The following is a 22,230-nucleotide window of genomic DNA, read 5'->3' as shown; positions in this document are numbered from 1 at the left end:
TATCTTGAAAAAGTTCCCTTTCTATAAACAAGTTGATCAAATGGATTGCGGGCCTACCTGTTTGCGCATGGTTGCAAAATATTATGGAAGGAACTATAATTTACAACGTTTAAGGGAGATCTCAGGAATCAACAGAGAAGGGGTTTCTTTACTGGGCATCAGTGAGGCCGCAAAAAACTTAGGTTTTAAGGCCACTGGTGTCAGACTGAGTCTGGCACAGCTGGCAGAGATTGAGCTTCCATGTATTTTACACTGGAAACAAAGCCATTTTGTTGTCCTTTACAAGATCACTGGTGCGCATACTAAAAAGCCTGTTTTTTTTATCGCAGATCCTGCCGGAGAACGGCTTCAGTATACCCTGGCTGAAATGGCCGATTCCTGGACAAGTCCCCACAATGAGGATCAATTTAAAGGAATTGGCTTACTTCTCTCCCCTACCCCTGATTTTTACGAGCAACAGGGAGATCCTTCCAGCACAGTCGATTTACGTTATTTTCTAAGTCATCTTTTGAAATACGGGCCCCTGATCCGGCAACTGATTATCGGTCTCACTGTCGGAAGTCTGCTGCAATTGGTTTTACCCTTCCTCACCCAGGCTGTGGTAGATATCGGTATAAACACCAAAAATCTGAACTTCGTTTATATCATTCTGATTGCGCAAACCATGCTTTTTTTAGGAAGGCTCAGCATAGATTTCATCAGGTCATGGATTCTGCTGCACATCAGTACCAGAATCAACATCACCATCCTTACCGATTTTCTGATTAAACTCATGAAATTGCCAATGGCCTTTTTTGATACCAAAATGACTGGCGACATTATGCAAAGGATGACTGATCAGTCGAGGATACAAAGCTTTCTTACCGGCTCTTCACTGAACACCATTTTTTCACTATTCAATCTGCTTATTTTCACTTTTGTTCTCGCTTACTACAATCTGAATATCTTCATCATTTTTATGATATTCAATGTTTTGTATAGTTTATGGACTGTATTTTTCCTTAAAAAAAGAAGAGAACTCGACTTTAAACGTTTCGACATTTCCTCTGCAAACCAAAGCAATGTAGTTCAGCTGATCACGGGAATGCAGGAAATTAAACTGAACAATTGTGAATTGCAAAAGCGTTGGGAATGGGAAAGAATACAGGCCGGGTTATTCAAGTTCAGCATTAAAAGCCTCGTCGTTGGCCAATATCAGCAATTCGGTACTTTTTTTATCAATGAAGGGAAAAACATTCTGATCACCCTGATTGTTGCCAAATCTGTTATCGATGGACAACTCAGTATGGGGGCAATGATGGCCATACAATATATTGTTGGTCAGCTAAACAGTCCGATAGAACAATTACTAGGTTTCGTCCAACAGTTTCAGGATGCTAAAATCAGCCTCGAAAGACTCAATGAAATTCATGCGCTCTCAGATGAAGAACCTGCCGGCCGTTCTTTTATCAAAGAACTTCCGGAGCAGAAAACCATCAGCCTCAACAACCTGAGCTTCACCTATCCCGGAGCGGGTAATGAACCCGTTTTTCAAAATCTCAGTTTCGATATTGCTGAAGGAAAGACCACTGCGATTGTAGGAATGAGTGGAAGTGGAAAAACGACGATCTTAAAATTATTATTGAGATTTTATGAGACCTCAACCGGAGAGATCAATGTCGGATCGACCAACCTTCAACAAATCAGTAATAGCTATTGGAGAAGCAAGTGTGGAATTGTGATGCAAGATGGATTTATCTTTTCTGACACGATTGGAAGAAACATCGCCGTTGGCGACGAGTATCCTGATAAAGAGCGGTTATTACATGCTATAGATGCAGCCAATATCCGTGATTTCATCGAAGAGCAACCCCTTGGCTTAGCTACCCAAATCGGAGCTGCAGGCAAAGGAATAAGTCAGGGGCAACAGCAAAGAATATTGATTGCCAGAGCAGTCTACAAAAATCCGGAGTATATTTTCTTTGATGAGGCGACCAATGCTTTGGATGCAAATAATGAAAAGAAAATTATGGAGAACCTGGAGTCCTTTTTTAAAGGCCGAACCGTTATTGTTGTCGCCCACCGTTTAAGTACCGTAAGAAACGCAGATCAAATTATCGTGTTGAACAAAGGTGCAATTGTAGAACAAGGCAATCATGCCTCTTTAACCAAATCTAAAGGCACTTATTATGAACTCGTAAAAAATCAGCTTGAACTCGGCTCCTGAGCCAACAATTTCTCTCCCCAGGCATCCAATTGCCATAATATCTTAACCAGACTATCTCCGGTTTCAGTTAAGTGATACTCCACTTCCAATGGCTTCAGTTTAACAATGTGTTTTGTCACCAGCCCACTTTCTTCCAATTCCTTTAATTGCCGGCTTAAAACCCTGCGGTTCATATCAGCAATATGATAAAAAAAGTCACTTGGACGTCTCAGCCCCTGCTGCAAATGCCAGACAATAGGAATCTTCCATTTTCCGCTAATGGTATTTACAGCATGTTCCAGGGCGCATATTTTATTTTCGGCTACACGGATCTTATTTTTCATAGGTATTCCCTTCTCATCGCAGGATAGGACAATTTTGTCCCATATTGACATTACAATTAATAGCACCGAATTTAGCATTTCAAATAAAATTAAAGAAATGAAAGAAAAAGTAGCCCTCAGAAATCAGCAATTTAACCAATATGTAAATGAGAAAAATAATGTGCAATTGTCTGAACTTTATACGGAAGATGCCCTCATTTATCCACCGAAACAGCCTGCAGTTCAAGGCAAAGAAAAGATCAGCGAATTTTTTGGAGCAGTATTCAATCAGGGGATCAATAAAGGAGACTTTTCCACCAGGGAGATTAGCATTGAAGGAAACTTCGCTTATGAAACAGGAAATTATCTTCTTTTTGCGGGGGAAGGGCAGCTGGTTGCCCAAGGACACTATATGTATGTCTGGAAATATATCGCCGGAACATGGTATATACATCAGGACATTTGGAATGACTAAAAAATAATATTGAACGCAGAAATGTGAAGCAGCCCAGGTCTTCACATTTCTCTTTCCCTCTTCTGAACATATGCAATTCACAATTTCCGGCAAATCATGTCGCCGGTTTTTGGTTAAAAAATCATGAAATAATTATTACCTTTTTTAGGGATGTACTTTCTTAGAGATTAGCGGTTATCTTTAATAAAAAATAACCCCATCTACCCATGGAAAACCAAATTTTACCAGAATTGTCGACTAAGATTCAGGGACTCTTCTACCTAAGTGAATCTGAGGCCCCTTTAGTCATTGAGCAGCTCGGAGCCCTTCCAAAAGAACAACTGAATGCAAAGCTTGCAGAATTGAACGCGGCAGCTCCTGAAGCCTTAATCAGCGTAAAACCGGAAGATTTTTTCGAAAAAATCTTAAAAAGTGCCGATCCTAACGACGATATTGTTGTGGCAAATGCCAACAAATTTCAGGAGCTTCATACTTTTCTAAAAGGCAATTTCTCCGGAATCCAGGTCACCCGGATCGAAGACGGCGTGAAAGTTCCGATCATCATTACGGCATTCCTACCAGACAACACCTGTATTGCAGTCACTACTTATGCTATAGAATCTTAACCATCATCCTATCCCTATGAAAAATTTCATGAAACATTGCTATGTACTGGGCATGCTATGCCTGGTCCTCGCCTCCTGTAAAAAAGAAGCTCAACCGGAGTTTACAGAACAACAGCATTCAACCAGTCCATCGGTCCGTACAGAAAGTACTCAATTGCTGGCAGAAGGCTTTGAAACCGGCAGCAAAGGCGCTTATGCTTCGGCTTCTGTTACCCTGGGCTCAGGCTCCTGGACCCTGGACGACGCCCTGATTGGAAACACCGCTGCAGATGTAAAATCTGGAAGCCAATCGGCAAGAGTCAGGAACACTGGTTCCCTTAAGATGAACTTTAACATCAGTGCGAGCGACAGCACAACCGTTAAAATTGATCATGCCAAATATGGATCAGATGCTTCCAGTACCTGGCAGCTATGGATCTCCACAAATGGTGGCACAAGTTACACACAAGTTGGCAGTACCATTACCAGTAGCAGTTCTACTTTACAAACCGCAACTTTCCAGATCACCAATACCGGCAATATCCGTCTGACTATACGCAAAGTTTCAGGCGGCACCAACCGGATTAACATCGACAACATCAGTGTAACCACTGGTACCGGAGGAGGAACAAACCCGGGTGGAGGAACCGCAGGAGATGACAGCCATTTATTACTGGGTAATCCGAATGGTGCAGTAGCAAACATTACCTCTCCGAATAATTATCTGATGGATCAGACCTATTATACCATCGCTTATAACCGCGACAGAGGTACACCAAACTGGGTGAGCTGGCATATCCAGTCGTCCGATATTGGAAGCACTCCAAGAACGAATGATTTCAGGGCTGATTCCGCTTTACCTTCAGGCTGGTATCAGGTACAAAACAGCAGTTATTCGGGATCAGGATTTGACAGAGGACACAATTGTCCTTCCGGCGACAGGACTTCTTCGACTGCAGCCAACTCTTCTACCTTCTTAATGACGAATATGATTCCTCAGGCACCCAACAACAACCAACAAACCTGGGAAGGTCTGGAAAGCTATACCCGTAGCCTGGTAAGTGCAGGCAATGAGGTTTATGTGATCGCCGGCTCTTATGGAACAGGTGGTACAGGTTCAAACGGCGGAGTAACCAATACCATCAACAATGGTAATGTGACCGTTCCATCTAATGTGTGGAAAATCATCGTGGTATTGCCAAATGGAAATAATGACATTAGCAGAATTACCAGCACCACAAGAGTGATCGCCATCAATACGCCAAATACAAATACCATTAACAGTGACTGGAAGACCTACAGAACTTCGGTGAACAGCATTGAAACTGCAACAGGCTACAGCTTCTTTGCAAGCATCCCGGCAACCATCCGTACTGCCCTTAAACAAAATGTAGACAACCAATAAAAAAATCTATATACTAAGAAAGCCGCCTTAACATAGGGCGGCTTTCTTGTTGGTATTGGAAATTAGAATAATCCCAATTGTCCTTTATCGTCTATTTCAACATCATCAGGATTAGTGATCTCTAATGTGATATTTTTTACTGGTTTAGTCTCGCCCCAGGCCTTTTTAGGTTTCACTGGTGCAGCAGCTTTCTCTTCAACAGGCTCCGTTTTTTCTATTGCAGGGCTTTCCGCCACAGGTTCTGGCACCACCGGCAGACTTTCTTCTGGTTTCGCCTCAACAGCCGGCTCAGCAACAGGTTGCTCCGCTACTGGTTTTGGTGCTTTTGGCACCGTAAAAGCCTTCTTTTTAACGACAGGCTCCGGAACAGCCGGTTCTGGCACAACTTCCGCAACAGTCGGCTCTTCAACTGGTGTTACAACAACAGCCTCATCCGGAACAGTCTCTTCGACCAATACCTTCTTTGTTTTTGCAGTGGTCCGCTTCACAGGAATTTCTTCTTCTTTCTCCTCCACGACTTCCTGAACTGCCTCCTCAGCAACCTCCGGGGTTTCCGCTTCAATTACTTCCAAAGCATCATCCTCAGCTGCCTCCAACACTTCTTCCGCTATTTCCGGAACATCCGCAGGCTCCACATCATCTTCTTCAACTGGCTCGGTATCCTCTCTTTCCTGTTCAGACTCCGTACTTGCCGATGGCAGATCTGTGGATTCTGAATCTCCATCTTCCGTCGTTTCCTCTTCAGTTACTGCTTTTCCTTCTTCGATCAACTCTTCTTCCTCATGGTTGAAGATCTCGATATGCTGAACATCATGCTGTGTCAGTCTGTTTCCATTTGCACGGATACCTTTAACATCAATAAATTCTGCCAATAAGATCTCCAATGTTTCAGGGATCTGTGTTTTACCTTTCAGTACATCCACTTTAAGCATCGCTTCCGGATTGCTCGTCAGGTGCAGGAATTTCGATCCGTTCTCCTCCGAGATCAGGCTCAGCTTCTTCCCTACACCAATCGCTTCAAAAACAAAACGTTTGATAAAGTGATTTTTAGCCTTTCCTTCATATTGTACGACGGCAAATGGTTTTTCCGGGTCAAATTTCTGGATTAAAATCAAATCCGCATCAAAATGGTTGCTCAGTTCGAAAGTACTCAGCTCATACCATCCATCTCTATGAACCTGAAGGATCTTATCATCCCCATCAAATTCACCAAGATACTTACCGCGGCCATCTACATTTAATCTTCTCAACAGGTCATCATACCAGATCTTTAATCCGGATAAGGTAGAAACACCTTTACTTTTCAGCAAGACCTTTTTAATCGGGTACTTAGATACAATATTTCCTTGCGAACCACGTCCTTTAATCGCGATATCAGCATAGTCCAGATCAAACTGGAGTTTCTTTAACTTCGTATGTGGTTTCAGTAAGATCGTTACGATCTCTGCTTCTCCGTTCGGGTTTGCCGTAAAGTATAAAACTTTAGATCCTTTACTTCCCTTGGTCAGGTCGTATTCCTTATCACGGGTAACACCCACTACCGCAAAACGTTTGACATAAGAAATGCCACTTGCTCCGTCTTTATAAATCAGGTTGTAAATCGTCCGTTCATCACCTTTCTTAAATACCTGGGCATGAAGAATTCCTTTACCCACAAAATTCTTATCGGCAACCTTGGTGATGATACATTTACCATCTTCCCTGAACACGATGATTTCATCCAGATCAGAACAATCTGCAATAAACTCATCTTTACGCAAACCGGTTCCGATGAAACCATCTTCGCGGTTCATGTATAATTTCACATTGGCCAAAGCAACTTTCGATGCTTCCACCCTGTCGAACAAACGGATTTCCGTTTTACGCTCCCTGCCTTTGCTGTATTTATCCAGTAACTTCTGGAACCAGGCAATGGCATATTCTGTCAGGTGACGCAAATGGTTTTTAACCACTTTAATCTCATCCGCCAATGATTTCATCTGCTCATCCGCTTTTTTCACATCAAAGCGGGTGATGCTACTCATTGGTTTATCGATCAGCTTTTTAAAATCTTCCGGCAGGATTTCCCGGTAAAGTTGCGCCATAAACGGGGCGAATAATTTATTCAGCACCTCGACTACTACATCAAAGTTCCCTGAATTCTCATATTCTGCATTTTTATACATCCCCTCCTGAATAAAGAGCTTTAGCAATGAGCTAAAGAAAATTTTCTCCTGAAGTTCATGTAGTTTAATTTCTAATTCCTGCTTCAATAAAGCCTTGGTATTTTGAGTGTTCTCGATAAGAATATCGTTCACACTCATAAAATGAGGCTTATCTCCTTTAATGATACAGGTATTTGGGGAGATCGAAACTTCGCATGAAGTAAAAGCATAAAGGGCGTCAATGGTTACATCAGGAGAAATTCCCGGAGCCAGCTGAACCACAATCTCCACATGTGCTGCAGTATTGTCTTCTATCTTCTTGATTTTGATCTTTCCCTTATCATTGGCAGACAAGATGCTGTCGATCACAGAGCCAGTAGTGGTACTGAAAGGAATTTCCGTAATCACCAGTGTTTTTTTGTCCTTCTCCGTAATCTTGGCCCTTACCCTGATTTTACCGCCACGCATTCCTTCGTTATACGCAGAAAAATCTGCCATTCCTCCGGTAAAGAAATCGGGTAATATATTTGGGCGATGCCCCTTTAGCGCTTCAATGGAGGCTTCGAGCAATTCAATAAAATTGTGAGGCATAACTTTCGTAGCCAGCCCCACTGCAATACCTTCTGCTCCCTGTGCCAATAGCAAAGGAAACTTTACCGGTAACGTGATCGGTTCATTGTTACGGCCATCATAACTCAATTGCCATACAGTAGTATCCCCATTGAAGACCACTTCATTAGCAAACTTCGACAGACGGGCTTCAATATAACGTGGTGCAGCAGCACTATCACCGGTAATCGGGTCACCCCAGTTTCCCTGGCAATCGATCAGCAAATCTTTTTGTCCGATCTGTACCATGGCATCACCGATAGAAGCATCCCCATGGGGGTGATACTTCATCGTATTTCCAATAACGTTTGCTGCTTTATTAAACCGTCCGTCATCCATCTCTTTCAGCGAGTGTAAAATGCGTCGCTGAACAGGTTTTAAACCATCATTAATATGTGGTACTGCCCGATCAAGAATTACATAAGAAGCATAATCGAGGAACCAGTTTTCGTAAAGGCCATTGATAGGAATTACGGTATGTTTGCTTTCTTCGTTTATGTTGTTTTCTATTTCTTCGCTCATCAAAAAAGGATTGGATGTTGTAAATATAAGGGTTGAAAACGAAATTTTAAGAACCGAGTTGCTAACAGTTCTTTGTTAAGAACCCCTTTTACAGGAATGAATTACACCACCAACCGTGCTTCGACAAATACGAAGGGCAAGAGGTTCTTAATTCCTTTGACTTTTAAAATTTCACCGTTGATACAATAGAACAAGACTTCTATTTCCTGCTTTTGCTTTTGCTCTACCTCCGCCATGACCTGTAAACAGGCACCACAGGAAGTGACCGGTTTTTCGATGACAAAGTTATCAGTTTTTGCCGTAATTGCCATACTTTCAATCACCGCATTCGGATCTGACGAACCGATGGCAAATAAAGCAACTCTTTCTGCACATAATCCCGAAGGGTAAGCCACATTTTCCTGGTTACTTCCCAATACCACCTTACCTCCTTTTAACTGAAGTGCCGTCCCTACTTTAAACCTGGAATAGGGCGAATACGAAGTATTTAGCGCCTCTTCTGCCTTTAAGCACAATGCTTTATCGTTTTCACTTAGCTCTTCCAATCCCTTAAACGACTGGTAGCTGATACTAAAATTTCTCTCATTCATAGCTTAAACATACAATTTTTCCATATTTCACGAACATGAAATTTTAACACCTTGTTTTAAACAATTTTATTATATTGATTGTAGATATACTATAATAACCCAAAAAAGGCCTCCGGTGGCATGATTTTGGTTAATAACGGCTAGAAACTCTCAATTAAAGTCAATTGAATAAATATATACGTAAAAGTCTTAAAGTTGTACTTTGGATTATCGCCAGCATCATTATGCTCGTTGTCCTTGTTGCACTTTCCCTGAATATTCCCGCTGTCCAAAACTTCGTAAAGGATAAAGCCCTCGGCTATCTGAAAAACAAAACCCATACTGAAGTTCGCCTGGAGAGCATCCATATCGCTTTTCCAAAAGATGTAGTCCTCAATAAGTTTTACCTGGAAGATAAAAAAGGAGATACACTACTGTATGCACAAAAGCTGGCCGTAGACATTAGTCTATTCAAATTACTGAGCAACAAGGTAGAGATCAACAACATCTCCCTGCAAAAAATCAGGGCCAATGTGACCCGTATCAACCCGGACACTGCTTTTAATTTCTCCTTTTTAGTAGACGCTTTTATGTCTGAAGAGAAAAAACCGGAAGATCAGGTTCAGAAAGATACCACCTCGACGCTTAAGTTCTCCGTTAGCAAGATCAATCTGGAAGATATTGGCATTGTTTACCGTGATGACGTCGCAGGAAATGAAGTAAAATTAAGCCTGGGTGAATTTAAAACAAACATTAAAGATTTTGACCTGGACCATCAGCGTTATGTGATCAAAACACTTAGTCTCAAAAACTCCAACCTGAAATATTTCCAGACAAAACCTTTAACTCAGTTAAAGGAACACCTGGAAAAAAGCATTGATACCGCAAAAACGGAATCAGGAAAACTCCCCTATGTGGAGGTGGAAGATTTTGCGTTTAACAACATCAGGATCGCCTTCGACGACCGGCTTTCTCAAATGAGTGCCGATGTGAACCTGAATGAGCTGCTCGTTAACAAGCTCATTGCAGATCTGACCAATAACAATTATAAGGCAGAAACGGCAAAGATTAACAATTCTAAGGTCAGCTATACTGCTGCTGCCAGCGAGATGAAAGCAAACGTAGACCTTAAAGAATTTTCTATCAGCAAGCTGATCGCCGATCTGAATAAGAGTAAGTATCAGGTGGATGAGGCAACTTTAAACAATTCAGATGTCCTCTTTGCGTTTAAACCCAGCCCTCCAGCTAAGACAACGGCAAAAGCAGATACGGCTTCGGCCTCCGCTCCCATCTCTTTGCTCCTGAGCAAATTGAGCCTTTCTAAAAACAACATACAGTTCGACAATATGTCGGCAAAGCCAGGCAAAGGAATGGACTTTAACCATTTAAAGATAAAGGACCTCGGACTTGTTGCAGAAGAACTGGGCTATGGTTCGGATGGCAGCATCAAAGTAAAAGTCAAAGAAGGCGTATTCACAGAGAAAAGCGGTTTCCAATTATTGAAACTGCAGGGCGATGTCCTTTACTCCGACAAAGCCATAAAAGTAAAAAACTTCCTGTTGAAGACTCCAAACACCGCTATAGAGAATGCCACGGAACTGAATTACACCTCAATGGAGGACCTGACGAAACATCCGGAACGCGTAAAAATGAACATGTTGTTCAAAAACTCCACCATAGGACTTAAAGACGCAGCCTATTTCAGCGATGCTGTTCCTCTGGAATATAGAAATGAAAAAATTAAGGTCAATGCCAACGTAAATGGATATCTGAATAACCTTTCCATTCCCCGTCTGCAGATTTCCGGACTGAAAAGCACCAATATAGACATCAGTGGAACCGCCAAAGGACTACCGGATATGAACAAGTTATTCCTGGACCTGAATGTCAAGAAATTCTCTTTAACGAAAAAAGACCTGCTGGTGTTGATTCCTAAAAAATCATTACCCACAAATATTGAACTGCCAAATGCGATTCAGGCAAACGGTAAGTTTACAGGCTCGCTGACCAATTTTAAAACAGGCTTTAACATCAATACAGACATGGGAGCGGCAAAGCTTCTTGCCAGTATGAAAGGTCCGAAAGGGAAAGAAAGTTATACCGCAGATATCAACCTTAACAACTTCAATGTGGGTCGGTTATTGAAACAGCAAGCACAACTGGGCAGGATAACGGCAAAAGCAACTGTAAACGGAATAGGACTGGATGCTAAAAAAGCGGCGGTGAAGTTCAATGCAGAAGTGATCAGTGCCTATTACAACAAATACACGTATAAAAACCTGAAGCTCAACGGTACTTATGCACAACAGAAACTAGACCTGAAAAGTAATATGGCAGATAGCAATGCCAATTTTAACTTAACCGCAGCGGTAAACATCGCCGGAAAATACCCGGCGGTAAAAGCCAAAATGGATTTAGGTCAGGTAGATTTAAGGAAATTAAATTTCAGTCCGACGGAATTTAAGCTTGCAGGAACAGTAGACGCGAACCTGAGTACTGCTGATGTGGATTACCTGAACGGAGATGTTTTCATCAGGGGCTTGCAGGTAGTAAAAGACGGACAGCGTTTCAATGTGGACACCATTAACCTACATGCAGAAACCAGTGCGGAAAAGAGTTTACTCACCTTAAGATCAGAACTCATGAGGGCGAGGATAGATGGCCAGTATCAGCTGACCAATCTGGCGACAGCAGTGACCAATCAGATCAATAAATATTACCAGTTCGGAGAGGTAAAAAGAATTCCGGATCAACGGTTCCGCTTCTTTGCCAGGATCTATAACCCTAAATTCATTCAGAACTTCGTTCCTGAGTTAACGACCTTCTCTCCTTCCATGATTTATGGATTACTGGACACGAAGAAAGACAGTTTAACCATGAAAGCCTGGGTTCCACAAGTGGTTTATGGAGATTACAAGGTCGATAGTACTAAGCTGAGCATCGATAATAACGATCAGAAGCTGAATTACAAGCTGACGGTGAAGAGCATGCAAAGTTCTTCCATCAATCTGTTCAATACGGAAATAAGTGGCGCTGCTGCAAATAATAACCTTGGGGTCAATATCTTTTTAAGAGACAGTAAACTGAAAAACAAATACCTGCTTGGAGGCAATTTCCAGTCGATCAATAAAGATTTCCGTTTTAGCTTTGATCCGCAGAAACTGATATTGGATTACCAGAAGTGGGCGATATCTGCCGATAACTATATCCAATTTGGGCAGTCCGGCATCTCTGCCAGAAGTTTTGACTTGAGCAAAGACAACCAGTTACTGAGCATCAACAGCGTTAACAACGAACCCAATTCCCCATTAAAAGTCCTGTTCAAGGATTTCAGAATAGAAACCCTGACCAAATTTGCAGAGCAGGATAGTTCTCTTGTAGGCGGATCCATCAATGGAACAGTAGATGCAAAAGACCTGACAGGAATGCCTAAATTTGAGGCCAACCTGACCATTGATCAGCTGCGCTATCAGAAAGACCAGCTCGGCACTTTAAGAGTTGCAGTAAACAACAATACCGAAAATGCTTTTGAAACGAATATTGCCTTAACCGGAGTGCATGAACTCCGTGCAAATGGTTTCTATTATACAGCACCTAAAAGTGCATTGGACCTTACGTTGAATATCGATAAAATTGACCTGAAAGGCCTGGAAAGTGTATCCATGGGGCAGATTAAAAATGGTTCAGGAACGATCACAGGGCAATTGTCCGTAAAGGGAGAACTCACTTCCCCTAAAATATTAGGAGACATTAATTTCAAACAGGCCGCATTCACCGCAACTTATGTAAATTCTTATTTTAAGATGCCGAATGAAACCATCAGCTTTACGGATGAAGGCGTTAAGTTTGACAATTTCAACATCCTCGATTCTATCGGACAACCTTTAAAGGTGGATGGGATGATCTACACTACAAATTACCAGGACTTCCGCTTCGGCCTGGATGTTTCAGCCAATAATTTCAGGTTGATGAACTCCACGGCTAAAGACAATGAAATGATCTATGGAAAGGTCTTCGTCAGCACCCGCTCCTTTAAAATCAGGGGCGACATGAACCAACCCGACATTGATATGAACCTACAGGTAAATAAAGGAACAAAGTTCTTCTTTGCCATGGTTGACTCCGATCCTTCCATTGTTGACCAGGAAGGAATCGTCGAATTTATTGATGAAGATGCTCCGCCATTTAATGGCAAAAAGGCAATTCATACCGATAGTATTCCTAAATCTGCTTTCAAAGGATTTAACCTGAGCGCAGATATCGATCTGGATAAAGAAGCAGAATTTACTGTCGTAGTAGATGCAGTGACCGGAGATCAATTAAAAGTAAAAGGTGAAGGCAGTCTGAATGCAACAATGGATCCTAGCGGAAAAATGAGCCTAACCGGACGATACCTGTTATCAGACGGGGCCTATAACCTTAGCGTTGGGCCTAAAAAAATGGACTTTAAGATCCAGCAGGGAAGCAGCATTGTCTGGACAGGGGAACCGACTTCAGCAAATGTAAACATCACCGCAGTACGTGAGGTGAACGCACCGGCGATAGATCTGGTTAATGATCAGGTACAGGATCAGGAAATGTTAAAGAATCAGGCCAAACAAAAATTCCCGTTCCAGGTCTACCTTGACATTACCGGAGAATTGATGAAACCCATTATTGCTTTCCGCATTGCACTACCGGAAAACGAGAAAAATGCACTTGGCGGAGCGGTAGAAACCAAATTACAGCAGGTAAATGCAAATGAAAGCGAATTAAACAAACAGGTTTTTGCCTTGCTTGCCTTAGGTCGCTTTATTGCAGACAATCCATTCCAGAGTCTGGCCAGTGGGGGCAATAATGTTGCAGAATCTTTCGCCCGCTCAAGTGCGACCAGATTACTCGCTCAGCAAATGAATAACCTGGCCTCAGATCTGATCAAAGGGGTAGACATTAACTTTGGATTGAATTCCTCAGAAGATTATTCTACCGGAAAAATGGAAAACAAGACTGATCTGGAAATCGGTTTGTCTAAAAAACTATTAGACGACAGGCTAACAGTAACTGTGGGTAGCTCTTTCGGATTAGAAGGACCAAAACAAGCCAATCAAAGCAGCAATAACATTGCAGGAAATGTGAACATCGAATACTTGTTATCAAAAGATGGCCGTTACCGATTAAGGGCCTACAGAAGAAATCAGACGGAAGGAATTATTGAAGGTCAGATCATAGAAACAGGCCTTGGTTTTGCCTTGGTGGTAGATTACAACAGATTCAGAGAGATCTTCAGAAAATTCAGAGATAGAGACAACAGAAAGAAAAAAACAGAACAGAAGCCTAAAGATGAGAAAGCGAATTAAACCTATACTATTTATGATTTCGTGTTTGATGGTTGCTGCCTGCAGTACGACCAAACACTTGCCTGAAGGAGAAAATCTGTATGTAGGTGCATCGGTAAAAATCAATCCGGATTCTACCGGAAAGATTAAGGATGAAAAAGGGATCAAAAGTGTTTTGGAAGCTAAGACCAGGCCGCTTCCCAACAGTTCTTTTCTGGGTTTCAAATACAAGCTGTTCTTTTATAATTTGGCGGGCCAACCTACGAAAGAAAAAGGGTTCCGGTATTGGTTACGTAATAAACAGGGGCAGCCCCCTGTATTGGGAAGCCAGGTAAAATTGAAATACAATAATGATGTACTGAGGAGTTACCTTGTCACCCAGGGATATTTACAAGCAGAAGTGACTGGTGATACCGTCGTTAAAAATAAAAAAGTGAAAGCCATTTATACTGCGCAAACCGGCGAGAGGTATAAAATCAATAAGGTCACTTTCCCAAAAGACAGTACCGTTATCGTCGCTAATATCAATAGCAATGCCTCAAAGTCCTTGCTCAAAGCCGGAGATTTTTATGATTTCGAGACGATAAAAAACGAACGGATCAGAATTGACAATGACCTTAAGGAAGCCGGTTATTTTTATTTTAGCCCTGATTTCCTGTTGATACAAGCAGATAGCACCATCGGCAAAAATATGGTTAACCTGTTTGTAAAGGTGAAAGAAAGCACACCTGATGTTTCCAAGAAGCCATATACGATCAATAACATTACGATCTATCCGAATTATAACTTAAGAAACGACTCTGGCATTAAGGCCAGTGAACCGATATTGTATAAGGATTTTAAAATCCTGGATCCTAAGAATACGTTCAAATTAGGCGTATTTGACCGCCTGGTATTTTTCAATAAAGGAGAAACCTATAACAGAAGAGACCATAACCAGTCTTTAAACAGAATGGTCAACATTGGGACGTTTAAGTTTGTAAAGGCTGATTTTATTCCGGTAGATAGTTTTAAAAACAATCAATTGGACATCAATTTCTATTTAACGCCATTAAAGAAAAACTCACTTTCCTTCCAGGTTACAGGAACAAGTAAATCCAATAACTTCGTAGGATCGGAAGTAAAGATTACACAAACCACGAGGAACGTTTTCCGTGGCGCAGAGCAACTGGAGGTAAGTGCCAGTGGTGGTTTTGAACAACAAATCAAAGGAGGGCAAACTAAACAGGGAAACTCATTTTCTCTAACCGGCCAGGCCAAATTGATTTTCCCCCGGTTCCTGATTCCTTTTTTCAAATTTAACAGCACCAATGCCTTTATCCCAAGAACCAATATCATGGCTTCTTATCAGATCCTGAGCAGGGCCGATTATAGTTTAAATGCGATCAAAGGAGAATTTGGATACAACTGGAAAGAAAGCATTTTCAAAGAGCATACCTTTAACCCGATTTCGATTAACTATGTAAAATCTAATGTAAAGGACACTAGTCTGTTTAGAAAAAATCCGGCGCTTAGAAATTCTTTAGAGGACCAGTACATCATTGGCTTGAATTACAATTTCACCTATAATGATCAGGTGGACAACAACCGCAGAAACAATATTTATTTTTCAGGAGACCTGGAAACGGCAGGAAATGTAACCGGATTGTTTACTTCCAAAAATAACCTTGGAAAGAAAACCTTATTTGGTACCGACCTTTCTCAGTTTATCCGCCTGGAAGGCGATATAAGAAATTATTACAAGGTTAATAAAAACACGACCTGGGCCAGCAGATTCAACGTTGGTTACGGCTATACTTATGGAAACAGCACTTCCCTCCCATTTGTACGTCAGTTCTTTGCAGGAGGTAGTAGTGACATCAGGGCCTTCGGCGCCAGACTTCTTGGCCCGGGAAGTTATATACCAAAAGAGGAACTTACCTTCAAAGATCAGGGTGCTGATATCAAGATCATGCTGAATACAGAACTGCGTTTCAAACTCGTGAGCATCTTCTATGGTGCTTTATTCATTGACGCCGGAAATATCTGGACCAGAAAAGAAGATGTCAACAGACCTGGAGCTAAATTCAAATTCAACAGCTTCATGAATGAAATGGCGGTAGGTACCGGTGCAGGATTAAGAATGGACGTTTCCTTCTTTGTACTCCGCTTAGACGCTGCTTTTCCACTCCGGAAACCATACCTCCCTGAAGGAAAAAGATGGGTAATTAACGATCTTAATTTCGGCGATAAAGCCTGGAGAAAAGAGAACTTAACCTTTAATCTTGGGATAGGATATCCTTTTTAAGCAAAACTATGAACTTTATAAAAAAAATAATCAGCTTTCTTAAAGCAACGGGTCACCTCTTCATTGCGGCTGGAAAGGGCTTTATTGAGGATAGGGTAATGAAACTCAGTGCTGCATTGGCTTATTACACGATATTTTCGCTCACCCCACTGATCATTATTGTCATTTCTGCCGCTACCTTATTTTTGGGAGACAACATGGATCCCAACACCAAATTATTTGGTGAGATCAGCGAACTCGTCGGTAATGATGCTGCCAATCAACTGCGGAGCTTTGTTAACAATGCGAATTATTCCGGAAAAAGCACCTTCGGCTTGATCATCGGGATCGCCACGCTCGTGATTGGTGCCACTGCTATATTTATTGAAATTCAGGACAGCATCAACCTCATCTGGAAAGTAAAGGCAGTACCTAAAAAAGGATGGAAAAAATTCCTGACCAACAGGTTGCTTTCTTTTTCACTGATCGCTTCTTTGGGCTTCCTGTTACTTGTTTCCCTGGTGGTTAATAGTATAGTCGTTGGTTTAGGCAATAAGATTGCTCAATACATACAGATTGAAGAAGTGTCGGAGATCATGATGCTCATCGTCACCAATGCCCTTACACTCGCTGTAGTGACCTGCATCTTTGCCATTATATTTAAGGTATTACCGGATGTCCGGATCAGGTGGAAACCTGCCATCATCGGTGCGTTGTTTACCGCCCTTCTATTTGGCCTGGGTAAATATGTGATTGGAATTTATATTGAAAAAGGAAATCCGGGTTCTCCCTTTGGAGCCGCCGGATCCATTATTGTGATCCTGCTCTGGATTTACTATACTGCGATTATCCTGTACTTTGGCGCAGAGTTTACGCAAGCTTATGCCGAGAAGTATGACCATGGAATTGCACCAAGTAAATATGCGGTACTGACCCGAACTATTGTGGTAGAGAGTGAAGCAGAAGTCCTTCCACCACAACATCCGGAAGATACAGTAGATGCGGAAAAGGGTTAAGCCGATTCCGCAATTACTGATTAATCATCTATATTTTCTTCATCTACAATATCATGACTTACCGCAGCGGTGGCTGCGCTTTCATCCGCTGAAACCAACGCCTCTATGGTATCTTTTTCTACCCTTAGGTTTCTGATAATGTGTTTCTGCCTGTCTGGTGTGTTCTTACCCATGTAGTATTCCAGCAAACTCTTAATCGTCTGATCCTTCAGGATCACAGGGTCTAACCTGATGTCTTTACCAATGAACAATCCAAATTCATCTGGTGAGATTTCTCCCAGTCCTTTAAATCGGGTGATCTCCGGTTTGTTACCCAGCTTTGCAATTGCAGCCTTACGTTCGTCATCACTATAGCAATAGATCGTTTCCTTTTTATTACGAACACGGAATAAAGGGGTCTGAAGGATGTATACGTGTCCTGAACGAACCAGGTCAGGGAAAAACTGAAGGAAGAAAGTCATCATCAGCAACCTGATGTGCATTCCATCCACATCGGCATCCGTAGCGATTACGATATTGTTATAATGTAATCCGTCTAAACCATCTTCAATATTTAAAGCATGTTGCAAAAGGTTGAACTCTTCATTCTCATACACTACTTTTTTAGTCAGCTCGTAACAGTTCAAAGGTTTTCCCTTTAAGCTGAATACCGCCTGACAATCTACATCCCTTGATTTGGTGATCGATCCTGAAGCAGAATCTCCCTCAGTAATGAATAAGGTCGTATCGTATCTTTTTTCATGGGTGCTGTTGAAATGCACCTTACAGTCTCTTAATTTTTTATTGTGCAGGGATGCTTTTTTAGCTCTGTCGTTAGCCAGCTTTTTAATTCCGGCAATGTCTTTACGTTCCCGCTCCGACTGAAGGATTCTTTTCAATAAAGCATCTGCAACATCTGTATGTTTGTGCAGGTAATCATCCAGTTCTTTCTTCACGAAATCATTGATGAAAGTCCTTACAGAAGGCCCGTCCGGTCCCATATTCTGTGAGCCTAGTTTTGTTTTCGTCTGCGACTCAAACACCGGTTCCTGAACACGTACAGAGATCGCAGCAATGATCGATGCCCTGATATCTGCGGCATCGTATTCTTTCTTATAAAACTCTCTGATCGTTTTCACCACTGCTTCTCTGAATGCCGCCTGGTGTGTACCTCCCTGAGTCGTATGCTGTCCGTTTACAAAAGAATGGTAATCTTCACCATATTGTTGTCCATGGGTCATGGCAATCTCAATGTCGTTTCCTCTCAGGTGAATGATCGGGTAACGAATGGTTTCTGCCCCCGCATGTTTATGTAACAGATCGTACAATCCTCTTTCGGAGAAATATTTTTCCCCGTTAAAATTAATGGTCAGCCCTGCATTCAGGAACACATAGTTCCAGATCATGCTTTCCACAAAGTCAGAGATATAGTGGTAGTTTCTGAAAATGCTTTCATCCGGATAAAACGTAATGGCGGTACCATTGCGCTGAGTGGTATCGATGATCGGGTTGTCGATCACGATCTCTCCTTTCGAGAACTCCACCTTTTTAGTTTTATTATCACGGTAAGACTGAACGGAAAAACTGGTAGACAAAGCATTTACGGCTTTCGTACCCACCCCATTCAGACCCACGGATTTCTGAAAGGCATTGCTGTCATATTTACCACCGGTATTAATTTTGGAAACACAGTCAATCACTTTACCCAAAGGAATTCCACGACCATAATCCCGCACATTTACTTTTTGATCGGAAACCGTGATTTCTATGGTACGTCCGGAGCCCATCACAAACTCATCAATAGAGTTGTCCATGATCTCTTTAAGCAATACATAAATCCCATCGTCTTGCGCAGAACCATCGCCAAGTTTACCGATATACATACCGGGACGCAGTCTGATGTGTTCCTTCCAATCGAGCGAGCGTATACTATCTTCGTTATAATTCGGTTCAGCCATGATGTATGTGTGAGTAGATTTACAAATTTAAGCTAATATGCCGGGGAATCAACCACAAAGTTTCAACAAATACACATTTTCCTGTATCTTCAAAGAATAAAACCGACATCCTATGCCGCCTAAGAAACAGCTCTCCCTCTTCGACTTATCTATGATTGTGGTGAGCCTGGTCATAGGAATGGGAATATTCAGGACGCCGGTAAATGTGGCCGCCGGCGCACAGGTCCCTGAACTGTTCTTTTCTGCCTGGATCATAGGTGGATTGGTGGCACTTTGCGGCGCACTGACCTATGCCGAAATTGGGTCCAGGTTTCCGGTAACCGGCGGTTATTACAAGATATTTTCTGCATTTTACCATCCATCCATTGCCTTTGCCATCAATTGTATCATTGTCGTTTCCAATGCCGCTTCCGTTGCCGGGGTGTCCATTATAGGTGCAGAATATTTCAGCAAGATCATTCTGCCCCTGGAGTTACAGACCGAATTTTACAGGATTGTTATTGCGGCAATTACCATCGCCCTGTTTTATGTATTAAACCTGATGGGCCTAAAGGTCAGTGCCAAGACCCAGAATGTGCTGTCTATCATCAAAATTGGGATGGTACTCGTCCTGATCGGTGCGATTTTCATGGGTCCGGGAGCGGAAAACATCAGTAGTAGTCTCCCGGAATTTAAGACGACAACAGGTATTCCACCAAGCTGGACAGATTACGGAAAAGCTTTGGGCATCTGCCTGATTGCGGTCTCTTTTACTTTTGGAGGCTACCAGCAAGCCATCAATTTTGGCGGGGAAACCAAAGAGGCCAATAAAGTAATCCCAAGGGCAATCATGACCGGCCTGGCCATCATCATTGTGTTATATATGTCCATCAATTATGCCTATGTAAAGGTCATCGGCTTCGAGCAACTGAAAACGGCAGAGAGTATCGCCGCTATCCTTGCCGGAAAAATTTTTGGCCCGGCAGGATTTACAGTCCTTTCCTGCCTGATCTATTTTTCAGTACTGGGATATGTCAATGTTAACCTGCTGAGCAACCCAAGGGCGATGTATGCTATGGGCGAAGAAGGAGCACTCCCAAAAATTTTCAAAAAAAGAACTAAAAAGAATGAAGTGATGTTTGTGAGCCTGACCGTTTTTGCCATCATCTCTATCTTCACTTTGTTTTATGCGCAAACCTTCGACAAAATCCTGAACTACACCATCTTTTTAGACTGTATCGGAATGGCAACCTCCGCAGCAACGATCTTCTTCCTCCGCAAACGGACGGCACACCTGGATAAAAAGACGATATACAGCATGAAATTCTACCCTTTATTACCACTTATTTTTATTGCCGCTTATTCCTTTGTTGGCATCAGCATTTACCTGAATGACCCTGAAGCAGGAAGAAATGGACTGCTGATTTTCGCTGGATTTATCCTCATCTATTTCGTCAACCGTTTCTTTAATGCCAATACCACCTCAAAAAATGAACAGAACTGATTACCCTGATATACCTACCGAAGCCCTTTATTCATCATGCCGATAAAACAATTGCCCATAAAAAAAGAAATCGCCTACGCTGCCGGAATGATGGGCTGGAGCATCATGACCAATATCATTATCGTCATGCTGCCTTATTTTTATCTTCCCCCCAACAATTCAGGCTTACACCCTTTAGTACCGCAACTCCTGGTATTCGGCGCTTTTAATATCTTGTCTTTGATTGCCGCTTCGGGAAGGTTATTTGATGCCATCTATGATCCTTTTATTGCCTCGCTGAGTGATGGCAGTAAAAATCCAAAAGGCAGGCGAATCCCGATCATGAAATATGCGATCATTCCTGCGGTCATCTTCTGCTCCCTGGTCTTCTATCCCCTGGTAAAAGGAGAAAGTGTAACCAATGCCTGGTGGCTTACTTTTGTCCTGGCCGGTTTTTTTATTTCTGTAACGACTTATATCATTCCCTATAATGCATTATTAGCTGAGCTTACCCATAGCCCGGATCAAAAGGTGCGGTTATCCACTTATCAACAGGTCGGCTTTGTATTTGGAATGATCATCGGCGCCTTGTGCAATAATTATGCAGATCTGATTCAGGATTTTTTCCAGGTTACCGACCGCGCTCAGGCTTTGCAGTATACCATCTGGGGACTGAGCATTTTCTCCGGTCTGGTGATGATCTTACCAATTATCTCGATCGATGAAAAAGAGTTTACAGAAGGAAAACCCACACATATCGCCTTAATCCCGGCCATCAAAAATACATTTAGAAATTCCAATTTTAAGTATTACCTGATTTCCGATTTCAGTTATTATATCGCCCTGAGCATCATTTCCAGTGGATTGCTCTTCTTTGTAACGGTACTGCTGGGCCTGCCGGATTCTGATGGCGGAAAGTTTATGGGGATTATGGTACTCCTTTCCCTGGTATTTTATCCTTTCATCAATTATGGTTCAAAAAGATTCGGAAAAAAGCCCCTCGTTCTGGTGGCCTTTGGCCTGCTCAGCCTGATATTTGTCACCATTTTTTTCCTGGGTAAACTTCCCTTCTCTTCAACAATGCAAATGTATATTCTGGTGGTCTGCGCTTCCTTTCCCCTGGCCTCCCTTGGAATTTTACCCAATGCCATTCTTGCCGATATCGCCCAGCAGGATACCCTGGAAACAGGCGAAAACCATGAGGGCATGTTCTTCGCGGTAAAATACCTCTTTGTAAAGTTAGGACAAACAATGGGCATTGCCATTTTTGCTATGCTAACGGTCTATGGTAAGGATCCGGGTCATGACTACGGACTCCGGTTAAACGGAGTGGTAGGCTTTGTCTTATGCGTCCTTGCTTTATTATTTTTTAGCCGCTTTAAAGAGAACAAACCTATTAATTAACAGGCATTTAAGTA

At 42.2% G+C, this 22,230-nt stretch carries 12 protein-coding genes and 1 pseudogene; 9 read left to right on the top strand and 4 right to left on the bottom strand.

Annotation, left to right across the window (positions count from 1 at the left end; all coding sequences use genetic code 11):
• Positions 1-4 precede the first annotated feature (4 nt).
• Positions 5-2,206 (top strand): peptidase domain-containing ABC transporter, encoded by a 2,202-nt coding sequence (locus AAFF35_RS02320; protein ID WP_342330701.1) that lies wholly within the window; start codon positions 5-7, stop codon positions 2,204-2,206.
• Here the strand turns inward: AAFF35_RS02320 and AAFF35_RS02315 are convergent.
• The gene (locus AAFF35_RS02315) at positions 2,185-2,529 is read right to left on the bottom strand and encodes a helix-turn-helix domain-containing protein (RefSeq protein WP_342330700.1); all 345 of its coding nucleotides are present in this window, start codon (positions 2,527-2,529) and stop codon (positions 2,185-2,187) included. The genes AAFF35_RS02320 and AAFF35_RS02315 overlap by 22 nt on opposite strands.
• Positions 2,530-2,626: 97 nt before the next feature.
• On the opposite strand from AAFF35_RS02315, the gene AAFF35_RS02310 reads away from it, so the two are divergent.
• The 3 genes from AAFF35_RS02310 (at position 2,627) to AAFF35_RS02300 (ending at position 4,972) form a co-directional block, all read left to right on the top strand.
• Positions 2,627-2,983: a DUF4440 domain-containing protein gene (locus AAFF35_RS02310; RefSeq protein WP_342330699.1), complete on the top strand. Its 357-nt coding sequence runs from the start codon at positions 2,627-2,629 to the stop codon at positions 2,981-2,983.
• A gap of 206 nt (positions 2,984-3,189) precedes the next feature.
• The gene (locus tag AAFF35_RS02305; protein WP_342330698.1) at positions 3,190-3,588 is read left to right on the top strand and encodes a nuclease A inhibitor family protein; all 399 of its coding nucleotides are present in this window, start codon (positions 3,190-3,192) and stop codon (positions 3,586-3,588) included.
• A 16-nt stretch (positions 3,589-3,604) separates the two neighbouring features.
• Entirely contained in the window at positions 3,605-4,972 is a 1,368-nt protein-coding gene (locus tag AAFF35_RS02300; RefSeq protein WP_342330697.1) for a DNA/RNA non-specific endonuclease, read from the top strand.
• A 722-nt stretch (positions 4,973-5,694) separates the two neighbouring features.
• Here the strand turns inward: AAFF35_RS02300 and AAFF35_RS02295 are convergent.
• Positions 5,695-8,247, bottom strand: a pseudogene (locus AAFF35_RS02295) (DNA gyrase/topoisomerase IV subunit A); the annotation flags it as partial.
• A 101-nt stretch (positions 8,248-8,348) separates the two neighbouring features.
• Positions 8,349-8,837 carry a cytidine deaminase gene (locus AAFF35_RS02290; RefSeq protein ID WP_342330696.1) on the bottom strand — a complete coding sequence of 163 codons (489 nt, stop codon included), beginning with the start codon at positions 8,835-8,837 and terminating at the stop codon, positions 8,349-8,351.
• Between the two features lie 164 nt (positions 8,838-9,001).
• Here AAFF35_RS02290 and AAFF35_RS02285 point away from each other — a divergent pair, with 164 nt between their 5' ends.
• From AAFF35_RS02285 to AAFF35_RS02275, 3 genes are read left to right on the top strand one after another with little or no spacing between them, the layout of a single operon-like run.
• Positions 9,002-14,152, top strand: coding sequence for a translocation/assembly module TamB domain-containing protein (locus AAFF35_RS02285; RefSeq protein ID WP_342330695.1), 5,151 nt, complete (start codon positions 9,002-9,004; stop codon positions 14,150-14,152).
• 13 nt (positions 14,153-14,165) lie between these two features.
• On the top strand, positions 14,166-16,418 hold the full coding sequence (locus AAFF35_RS02280; RefSeq protein WP_342330694.1) for a BamA/TamA family outer membrane protein: 2,253 nt from the start codon (positions 14,166-14,168) through the stop codon (positions 16,416-16,418).
• Positions 16,419-16,426: 8 nt separating this feature from the next.
• Positions 16,427-17,413: a YihY/virulence factor BrkB family protein gene (locus tag AAFF35_RS02275; protein WP_342330693.1), complete on the top strand. Its 987-nt coding sequence runs from the start codon at positions 16,427-16,429 to the stop codon at positions 17,411-17,413.
• A gap of 20 nt (positions 17,414-17,433) precedes the next feature.
• On the opposite strand, the gene AAFF35_RS02270 is transcribed toward AAFF35_RS02275, so the two are convergent.
• Positions 17,434-19,350 (bottom strand): DNA topoisomerase IV subunit B, encoded by a 1,917-nt coding sequence (locus AAFF35_RS02270; protein ID WP_342330692.1) that lies wholly within the window; start codon positions 19,348-19,350, stop codon positions 17,434-17,436.
• 112 nt (positions 19,351-19,462) lie between these two features.
• Here AAFF35_RS02270 and AAFF35_RS02265 point away from each other — a divergent pair, with 112 nt between their 5' ends.
• Together AAFF35_RS02265 and AAFF35_RS02260 are read left to right on the top strand one after the other, a co-directional pair.
• On the top strand, positions 19,463-20,833 hold the full coding sequence (locus AAFF35_RS02265) for an amino acid permease (protein WP_342330691.1): 1,371 nt from the start codon (positions 19,463-19,465) through the stop codon (positions 20,831-20,833).
• Positions 20,834-20,869: 36 nt separating this feature from the next.
• Positions 20,870-22,216 carry an MFS transporter gene (locus AAFF35_RS02260; RefSeq protein WP_342330690.1) on the top strand — a complete coding sequence of 449 codons (1,347 nt, stop codon included), beginning with the start codon at positions 20,870-20,872 and terminating at the stop codon, positions 22,214-22,216.
• Positions 22,217-22,230: the final 14 nt, after the last annotated feature.

Origin of the sequence: Pedobacter sp. FW305-3-2-15-E-R2A2 (assembly GCF_038446955.1) — a bacterium.
Classification (GTDB): Bacteria; Bacteroidota; Bacteroidia; order Sphingobacteriales; family Sphingobacteriaceae; genus Pedobacter.
The sequence above is the reverse complement of the archived record's forward strand: the minus strand, read 5'-3'. Positions and strand labels throughout refer to the sequence as shown.

Excerpts from the sequence above, each read along its gene's own strand:
- AAFF35_RS02270 (WP_342330692.1), bottom strand. The coding sequence starts at position 19,350 with ATGGCTGAACCGAATTATAACGAAGATAGTATACGCTCGCTCGATTGG.
- AAFF35_RS02315 (WP_342330700.1), bottom strand. The coding sequence starts at position 2,529 with ATGAAAAATAAGATCCGTGTAGCCGAAAATAAAATATGCGCCCTGGAA.
- AAFF35_RS02305 (WP_342330698.1), top strand. The coding sequence starts at position 3,190 with ATGGAAAACCAAATTTTACCAGAATTGTCGACTAAGATTCAGGGACTC.
- AAFF35_RS02260 (WP_342330690.1), top strand. The coding sequence starts at position 20,870 with ATGCCGATAAAACAATTGCCCATAAAAAAAGAAATCGCCTACGCTGCC.
- AAFF35_RS02280 (WP_342330694.1), top strand. The coding sequence starts at position 14,166 with ATGATTTCGTGTTTGATGGTTGCTGCCTGCAGTACGACCAAACACTTG.
- AAFF35_RS02300 (WP_342330697.1), top strand. The coding sequence starts at position 3,605 with ATGAAAAATTTCATGAAACATTGCTATGTACTGGGCATGCTATGCCTG.
- AAFF35_RS02265 (WP_342330691.1), top strand. The coding sequence starts at position 19,463 with ATGCCGCCTAAGAAACAGCTCTCCCTCTTCGACTTATCTATGATTGTG.
- AAFF35_RS02275 (WP_342330693.1), top strand. The coding sequence starts at position 16,427 with ATGAACTTTATAAAAAAAATAATCAGCTTTCTTAAAGCAACGGGTCAC.
- AAFF35_RS02310 (WP_342330699.1), top strand. The coding sequence starts at position 2,627 with ATGAAAGAAAAAGTAGCCCTCAGAAATCAGCAATTTAACCAATATGTA.
- AAFF35_RS02290 (WP_342330696.1), bottom strand. The coding sequence starts at position 8,837 with ATGAATGAGAGAAATTTTAGTATCAGCTACCAGTCGTTTAAGGGATTG.